6 protein-coding genes and 1 pseudogene are annotated in these 7,487 nt (G+C 70.8%); 5 read left to right on the top strand and 2 right to left on the bottom strand.

From position 1 onward, the window contains the following. A pseudogene (locus HMPREF9056_RS11005) lies at nucleotides 1-196 on the top strand (cation:proton antiporter); the annotation flags it as partial. Nucleotides 197-214: 18 nt separating this feature from the next. On the opposite strand, the gene HMPREF9056_RS11000 reads toward HMPREF9056_RS11005, so the two are convergent. Continuing rightward, a complete protein-coding gene (locus HMPREF9056_RS11000) occupies nucleotides 215-1,309 on the bottom strand; it encodes an NAD-dependent epimerase/dehydratase family protein (protein ID WP_009405056.1) in 1,095 nt (364 codons plus the stop codon). 67 nt (nucleotides 1,310-1,376) lie between these two features. Here HMPREF9056_RS11000 and HMPREF9056_RS10995 point away from each other — a divergent pair, with 67 nt between their 5' ends. Further along, nucleotides 1,377-2,024, top strand: coding sequence for a TetR/AcrR family transcriptional regulator (locus tag HMPREF9056_RS10995; RefSeq protein WP_157185068.1), 648 nt, complete (start codon nucleotides 1,377-1,379; stop codon nucleotides 2,022-2,024). 149 nt (nucleotides 2,025-2,173) lie between these two features. Here HMPREF9056_RS10995 and HMPREF9056_RS10990 read toward each other — a convergent pair whose 3' ends face one another. After that, the gene (locus tag HMPREF9056_RS10990; protein ID WP_009405054.1) at nucleotides 2,174-2,833 is read right to left on the bottom strand and encodes a GPP34 family phosphoprotein; all 660 of its coding nucleotides are present in this window, start codon (nucleotides 2,831-2,833) and stop codon (nucleotides 2,174-2,176) included. A gap of 241 nt (nucleotides 2,834-3,074) precedes the next feature. On the opposite strand from HMPREF9056_RS10990, the gene HMPREF9056_RS10985 reads away from it, so the two are divergent. From HMPREF9056_RS10985 to HMPREF9056_RS13170, 3 genes are all read left to right on the top strand, one after another. Further along, entirely contained in the window at nucleotides 3,075-6,692 is a 3,618-nt protein-coding gene (locus tag HMPREF9056_RS10985; protein WP_009405052.1) for a DEAD/DEAH box helicase, read from the top strand. 218 nt (nucleotides 6,693-6,910) lie between these two features. Beyond that, entirely contained in the window at nucleotides 6,911-7,162 is a 252-nt protein-coding gene (locus HMPREF9056_RS10980) for a DUF4244 domain-containing protein (protein ID WP_009405051.1), read from the top strand. Nucleotides 7,163-7,183: 21 nt separating this feature from the next. Further along, nucleotides 7,184-7,369, top strand: a complete 186-nt coding sequence (locus HMPREF9056_RS13170) for a hypothetical protein (protein ID WP_050793063.1) — start codon at nucleotides 7,184-7,186, stop codon at nucleotides 7,367-7,369. Nucleotides 7,370-7,487: the final 118 nt, after the last annotated feature.

Raw genomic sequence — 7,487 nt, 5'->3', positions numbered from 1 at the left:
GGCACCGGTCGCCGCGCGCCTGGCCGACCTCGGGGCGCACGCCCGCGGACTGTCGGTGGAGGAGTCGCACCGTCTGGCGGCTCGCCTGGCCGAGAATGAGCAGGACCACGCCCTATGGCGCGAGCGCTGGCACCACCTGCGCAGAGGCGGCGGTACGGCCCGGGCCGCCCGGCGTCGTCGGCCCCGCGGCGAGTGACGCCTGTCTTCGGCCGAGCTAGGGGAGCATCTGCTCGACCATGTCCTCCATGGACGCCTGGGCCGGCCGGTAGCGGGTGCCCAGCTCGCGGCGGCTCCGGGTGGCGTCGGCGCGGACCGTGTAGCCCACGTTGCGCCGAAGATAGGTCCGAGTCTGCCCAAGTCTGGATGCCATCGCTAGTACCACTGGCCGAGGCAGGGCGCGCCGCGGCAATGGGAGCGATCCGCCGAAGCGCGGCAGCAACGTGCTTGTGAGTGCGAAGATGTCGGTGTCCTCTGCGGAAGCGATGTAACGGCCGTGGGCCTCGGGCAGGAAGGCGGCGGCGATATGCGCCTGGGCCACCTCACGGACGTCGACGACGCTGATTCCCACGCGCGGCGCCCCGAGGCGAGCGGTGCCGTCGATCATCATCCGGATCGTGGAGAAGCTCTCGCTGGTGGGGGCGCTGCCCAGTGAGGGGCCGAGGATCATGGACGGGTTGATGGTCACCAGCCTCCACCGGTCCTGCCCCGCGGCCAGTCTCCACGCCTCCTTCTCCGCGAGGGTCTTGGAGTAGGGATAGGGCTCATGGGACAGGGAGGAGGTGGTGTTCCAGCTGGTCTCAGTGAGGATCCGCCCCGGGTAGCCCTCGATGTCCGCGGCGTCGCCGTACATGGCGGCGATCGAGCTGGTGAGGACCACGCGGGTGACCGACGGCGAGCGCCCGACCCCGGCCAGGACGTTGCGGGTCCCCTCCAGGGCGGGTTCGATGAGATCGTGCTGGGGATCGTCGACTGCGCGAATGAACGGCGAGGCCGTGTGGATGACGACCGCGCAGCCCTCCATCGCCTCGTCGTAGGAGCCGGGCTGGAGCAGGTCGCCGGCGAAGAGGCGCAGAGTACCCGGTGCCTGCTCGGTCATGCGGTTCAGGTGGGCCACCTTGTTCATGTTCTGGGGGTCGCGCACGGCGGCGTGGACGGTGATGCCGGCGTCGAGCAGGCCCTTGGTGACCCAGCTGCCCAGGTAGCCGGTGGCGCCGGTGACCATGACGGGGCCGCTGGTGTCGACTGGGATGCCGCTCAGGTCGATGCTGGAATCGAAGTCGTTGATGGAGTGTGTTTCCGAGGATCGCATAGCCGCAGCCTGACAGCCCTAGGAAACGAAGTCAATCAGTTTCGCTATTAGTCGGTACGATCGCCCCATGACCGCAGCGGGTTCACAAGCAACGAGGACCAAGCGTACCCCAGGGCGGCCGGTCGATGCCGCTCTGGGGCCGGCGATCATGCTGGCCGTGCGCGACCTTCTGGCCGAGAACGGCTACGCCGCGCTGACGACGGCGGCCGTGGCCCGGCGCGCGGGCGTCTCCACCGCCACCCTCTACCGCCGGTGGCCCACCAAGCGCGAGCTCGTCCTGGCCTCGACCAGGCGCATGATCGAGACCGGTGTGGCTGACGAAGCGGTGGATTCTGGGGCCGCCACGGCCGAGGGGTTCGATACCGGTTCGCTGCGAGGGGACCTGCAGGCCTTCATCGCCCACAAGAACCGGGCGCTGTCAGGAGCCACCGGTCAGGCGGTGCTGTCTCTTCTGGGTGAGTTGCCGCAGGACCCGGAGCTCAAGGAACTGCTCCTCGGGGAGCTCCTCGCCGCCACTCGCTCTCACCTGGAGCAGATCCGGGACCGGGCGCGGGCGCGCGGTGAGGGGGCCTCCGACCTGGATCCTCATGCCGGAGCCCGACTGGTCCTGGGGGCGGTCCTCGCCGGGATCGCCTTTACGGCGGGAGGTGACGGGGCGGAGCCGTTGTCTGACGTCGAGCGGGGCCTGCTGCTGCGGGCTCTCGGTTGCGGGTGATGTGGTGTGGCGTGCTGCTGGGGGATGTCGCCCTTTCATCGGCGGGTGACCCGTCTTCCGCCGAGCCGGGCATTTCTCGCGTAGCCGGGCGGAAAAACCGTGGGGCTACGCGAAATTTGCCCGGCTCGGCGGCACCGCGGCCGTACCCGTCAGTTGGTCGACACTGCCACTGCGCTCGTGGCCGCGATGATGGCCGTCGTCGTGGCATCCACGGCCCGCTGCACCGCGCGGCCCACGGGGCTCGCCCCCGATATCTCCTTGATCCGGCGCTTGAGCTCGCCGCGGCTGAGCCCGGTCTCCTGCTGCGGCAGGACGACCGGTGCCACGTGGAGCGCCTGCAGGATCGCCAGCAGGGCGACGTCGGACCCGGTGGGCGGCTGCACCCCGCGCAGGGTGCCGTCGATGCGCTCACGCAGCAGCCGCTCGGGAACGGGGTCGAGCGTGGGGTAGGTAGGACTGAAGGAGCCGAACAGTCCGCCCGTGTGGATGCGCACGACTCCGGCCGCCTCCAGGGACGCGGCAATGTGGCGAGTGGGGTCGAGCCTGCCCCACGAGACCAGGGAGGAGAAGCGCTTGCCGTCCTTGGCCGGCAGCACCGTCAACGCCCAGTCCAACACGGGGTGCCCAGTGGGCCCGGAGTTGATGATGTAGACGCGGGGGCTGCGGTCCTCGGTCAGGGAGATGCGGCCGGCCAGCAGCAGGTCGGTGAGCAGCGCGCCGGTGAGGCCGTAGCTCGGGTAGGTCATGCGACTCTCGGGTTTTCCGGAGTCCTTGGTCAGCAGGAGGAACAGTTCTTCACTGATCAGCATCGCATTCATGAATCCAGTGCATCGCACCGTGACCCGTTTGTGATCCCTCGTAGGTGCGAGATCCGGCTCCGGAGCGGGTCCTCCTTGAGGGGGAGACTCTGGGTCCTGTGGCCAGGAGGCGGCCAGCCCCTCGTCCAGTCCCTGTGTCACCAGGTATGAGGCCGGGCCCGTTCGCGCTGGGCGTTCGGAGGGCCTGCAGGAGACGACCGGTCGTGTCACACCCCGCGTTTAGCCTGGGGCCATGGCGCGCGCGATTCGGCATGACGACTGGCCGGTGAGGCTCACTGATGATCAGATCATCAGCAGGGTCGGCCATGGGGCCTTCCAGCGCGGCCTGGACTACGCGCGCAAGGGCCGGGTGTGGGGCATCGGCGTCGCCGGGGACGGGGACATCATCAGCGCCCAGTCCAAGGGCTCGGGTGCGCGCACCTACCAGACCATGGTCTTCCGCAAGCAGCACGACCAGAGGAGCCCGGAGGCCTGGGTCGGCAACTGCTCGTGCCCGGTGGGCGCCAACTGCAAGCACGTGGCAGCCCTGCTCATCATGGCGCGTTCCCTGGCGCAGGAGGAGCCCGACGTCGCAGCCCCGGCCGGTCAGGTCGCTCCCTGGGAGAGCCGTCTGGCCGGCCTGCTGCAGCTGGAGCGCATGCCGCACCGTCGGATGGCCCTGGAGATCATCGACGACACTGGCAGCATGTGGGGCAACCCGGCCGGCCCATCCATGCTCCCGCTCATCGAGGGCAAGCGCGGCTGGAACCGACAGGGCGCCTCCTGGAGCCAGATCGCCTCCGGTGGGCTCGACGATGAGGCGGACCCCGAGGTGATCGGCGTCCTGCGCGAGCTGGCCGGCATGGCCGGCGGCTACGGCTTCTACTACGCCGACGACCGCGTCTCCCTGATGACCGCGCCTGCCCGCGTCTGGGAGGTGCTGCGCCGCGGGGTGGCGGCCGGCCTGACCCTCACCACCGCGCAGCGCCACGGCCGGCCCGTCCACCTCGCCGAGGGCCTGCGCGGCGGCGTCCACCTCATCCGGGAGGGCGACGGAGGCGTCGTCGTCGCCCCCGCGCTGGAGATCGACGACGTCGAGGAGATCAACCGCCAGCAGGTACCAGGGATCGAGCTCGATCTGACTCTCATGCCGATCGGTGACCCGGTTCACGGCTTCTACACGTGGATGCCCGGACGCGAACTGCTGCTCATGCCGATCGAGCCGCGCCCCACCGAGGCGCTCTCGCGGCTGCTCCTGGGCGAGAGGGAGACGATCACCATCCCGGCCGGAGACGTCGAGCGCTTCGAGACCGAGCACCTCGAGGCCCTCACCCGGGCGCTGCCGATTCTGTCCGCCGACGCCTCCATCCGCCTGCCCCGGCCCACGACGCTGCGCGCTGCGCTCGCGGTCCACGTCGACGCCGACGAGCACCACCTGACCACCGAGTGGTCCATCCGCTACATCTCCGAGGACGGCGAGGTCCGGCACGGTCACGGCGTCGGGGACCTCGCCGAGGCCGCCGAGGGCCGCATCGAGGACGGGGCCGCCGGCCGAGACGTGGAGGGGGAGACCCACCTGGCCCGCGAGGTTCTCAACCGCCTGCTGCCCCTGGCCGTCCAGCACCCGGCCGTCTGGCACCCCCTGGACCTGCGCGGCATGGCCACGGCCCGCTTCATGACCGAGACGCTGCCGGTCCTGCGCGAGCTGGAGGCCTTCGACGTCGAGGTCGACGACGACGTCCCCGACTACCGCGAGGCCGCCGACGCCCCGGTCATCACCACCAGCGTCAGCGACGACGAGGACCGACCCGACTGGTTCTCCCTGTCCGTGCGCGTCCACGTGGGTGATGAGGAGATCCCCATCGGGCTGCTCATGGCGGCCGTGGCCGCCGGTGAGCCCGAGGTGCTCCTGGAGTCGGGCACGTGGGTGAGCATCGAGCGGCCGGAGATCGAGGCACTGGCCCGCCTCATGGAGGAGGGGCGCGAGCTGGCCGACCCGCAGGCGCAGGGTGCGCTACGGGTCAGCGCCCTGCACGCCGGCTACTACGAGGTTCTGGAGTCTCTCGGCGTCATCGGGCGGGCCACGGCTCGCTGGAAGGAGCGGGTCGGGCGGCTGCTGGAGCGGGCGCGAGCCGCCGAGGCCGCCGCCGAGCCGGCCGGTGGAGCCGGGGCCGCCGATACCGCGGGCGGCTCTAGTGAGGGTGCTGGCGAGGTGGCTGTGCCCGAGGGGATGCGGGCGACACTGCGCCCCTACCAGCTCGAAGGCTACCGCTGGCTGGACTTCCTGCGCGTGGCCGGTCTCGGCGGGATTCTGGCCGACGATATGGGACTGGGCAAGACCGTCCAGGTGCTGGCCGCCGTCCAGCGCCTCATCGAGCAGCGCGAGGAGACCGAAGGACAGGTGACGGCCGACGTTGATCCCGGTGATCCGGAGAGGACCGGACCGGTGCTCGTCATCGCACCGACATCCGTGGTCGGCTCCTGGGTGGAGCAGGCCGAGCGCTTCTGCCCGGGGCTGCGGGTGCAGGCCGTGAGGCGGACCGCCGCCAAGCGCGAGGAGTCTCTGGAGCGGATCGCCGAGGACTCCGACGTCGTCGTCACCTCCTACACGATCGCGCGCCTGTGCGAGGAGGAGTTCATCGCCCAGGACTGGGCATGGGTGGTGTGTGACGAGGCCCAGTTCGTCAAGAACCACGCCTCGGCCACCTACAAGGCCGTGCGGCGGCTGCGGGCGCCGTCGACCATCGCGATCACGGGCACGCCGCTGGAGAACTCGCTCATGGATCTGTGGGCGCTCATGAGCATCGCGGCGCCGGGGCTGCTGCCCGACCCCGAGCGCTTCGGGCAGGTCTACCGCAAGCCGATCGACCGCGGGGACACCGAGGCGCTGGGGCGGCTGCGGCGCCGCATGCGGCCCTTCCTGCTGCGGCGCACCAAGGAGCAGGTGGCCGCGGACCTGCCCGCCAAGACCGAGCAGGTCCTGGCCGTCGAGCTGGGTGCCAAGCACCGCAAGGCCTACGACCAGCGCCTGGCCCGCGAGCGGCAGAGGATCCTCGGGCTGCTGGAGGAGGATACCGCCCAGTCGCGCTTCATCGCGCTCAAGGCGCTCACCACCCTGCGGCAGATGGCGCTCGACCCCGAGCTTGTCGACGGCGGGGACGGGACCGAGCCCGAGGACGTTGAGGGCGCCGAGGACGCGAATGAGGAGGCATTCGGCAGAAAGGGCGGTTCCGGCAACAAGTCGACCCGAGGGAAGGGGATGAAGGGCAAGGCGGCTGCCGCCTCCGTCAAGCGGCAGCGGAGGCCGGCTCGGGGGCCGAGTCCGTCGGCCAAGGTCGAGGCGCTGCTGGAGCACCTGCGGCCGATCCTCTCCGAAGGGCACCGAGCCCTCGTCTTCTCCCAGTTCACGCGCTACCTCTCCGGCGTGCGCGAGCACCTGGAGGACGCCGGTGTACGGACCGCCTATATGGACGGCTCCACCCCCAACCGGCAGGACGTCATCGACGCCTTCCGGGCCGGCGAGGCCGACGTCTTCCTCATCTCCCTCAAGGCCGGCGGCTTCGGGCTCACGCTCACCGAGGCTGACTACGTCTTCCTGCTCGACCCGTGGTGGAACCCGCAGGCCGAGGAGCAGGCCGTCGACCGCACCCACCGGATCGGCCAGGACAAGCCGGTCATGGTCTACCGGCTCGTCTCGGCCGACACCATCGAGGAGAAGGTCATGGCCCTCAAGGAGAAGAAGGCCGAGCTCTTCGCCCGGGTCGTCGAGGGGGCCGGCGACGTTGAGACCGGCGAGGGCGCGGCCGGCACGGGCGGCCTCAGCCCGGCGGCCCTCACCGCAGCCGAGATCCGCGAGCTCATCGAGGGCTGAGGCTCACAACACTGGCGGGCGCTCTTCACGTGGCCGGACGGATCGGCTGAGGCGCGGGCGGTCCCCGGGGCCACAGACCCGGAACTGCGAGTGGTCTCCACAGGACTGAGAAGCCCCTGAGCGCAGGGGCTTGGAGCAGACCGATTCTGGTGGGGCGGGCACGGCGCCCGCTGGGGAGCAGCGGTGCGCTGGCCCCCACCAACCAGAGGAGAATCACCATGAGGAGACCTACGAGGACCACTCTGCGCGCTCTGCGGGCCAGCGTGATGCTGGCCCGCCCGGGTGACGTGTCGGCACTGCCGACCCGCTTGCGGCGCCTGGTGTCCCGGGAGGAGGGCATGGCCACCGCCGAGTACGCCATCGGGACCTTGGCGGCCGCGGCCTTCGCCGGCCTGCTGCTGGCGCTCATGCGCTCGGGCAGCTTGAGCGGCGCCCTGCAGTCCATCATTGAGTCGGCGCTCTCGGTGTGATGTGCAGCGTCATCACAGTGGGTGGGCGCGCTCGCCCCCGAAGGGTCCGGCTGCCCGGCGGTGGCCGACGCCGCCGCCCGGGCCCCGCTTCCCGCCGGCCTTCCGGCCGAGCGGAACCGCATCTCTCACCTGGTCGTCGGTCCTGCCGAGGCGGTGGGGCCGACAACCAGAACGGCTGCGCTGGACGAGGAGAGCTGGGGATGGTGACTGCTGAGACGGCGCTGTCGCTGCCCGCCGTCGTTCTTGTGCTGCTGATGGTCCTTGCGGCGGTCAGTGCCGGCGTCACCCAGCTGCGGGTGGCCGACGCCGCACGCACCGCCGCCCG

It is taken from the genome of Actinomyces sp. oral taxon 170 str. F0386 (assembly GCF_000195595.1).
Classification (GTDB): Bacteria; Actinomycetota; Actinomycetes; order Actinomycetales; family Actinomycetaceae; genus Actinomyces.
The sequence above is the reverse complement of the archived record's forward strand: the minus strand, read 5'-3'. Positions and strand labels throughout refer to the sequence as shown.